The following is a 324-nucleotide window of genomic DNA, read 5'->3' as shown; positions in this document are numbered from 1 at the left end:
GGTACGACGCTAAACATGCAACATCATCTATTTTTGAAATTGAATTTATAAATTCTTTAGACATAAAACAATGTCCATTCTGTGAATCTAATGATTTTACAAAATATGGCCATAAAAAAGATGGAACACAAAGATATATTTGTAAAGAATGTGGTAAACGCTTTACAGCTTTGACAAATACAATCTTTGATTCAAAAAAAATTCCTATTTCAGAATGGATTGAGTATTTACTGCATTTGTTTGAATTTCATTCTATAAATTCAACAGCCTACGATAATAGAAATTCACCAACGACAGGGAAATATTGGCTGATCAAAACATTCG

The 324-nt window shown here is 29.3% G+C and carries 1 protein-coding gene; it reads left to right on the top strand.

The features are described from left to right. Window positions 1-324 (top strand): IS1/IS1595 family N-terminal zinc-binding domain-containing protein (locus tag KTQ83_RS12120; protein WP_425331036.1); only part of this gene is annotated, 324 nt, incomplete at both ends.

It is taken from the genome of Holdemanella porci, from assembly GCF_019052655.1.
GTDB lineage: Bacteria > Bacillota_I > Bacilli_A > Erysipelotrichales > Erysipelotrichaceae > Holdemanella > Holdemanella hominis.
The sequence above is the reverse complement of the archived record's forward strand: the minus strand, read 5'-3'. Positions and strand labels throughout refer to the sequence as shown.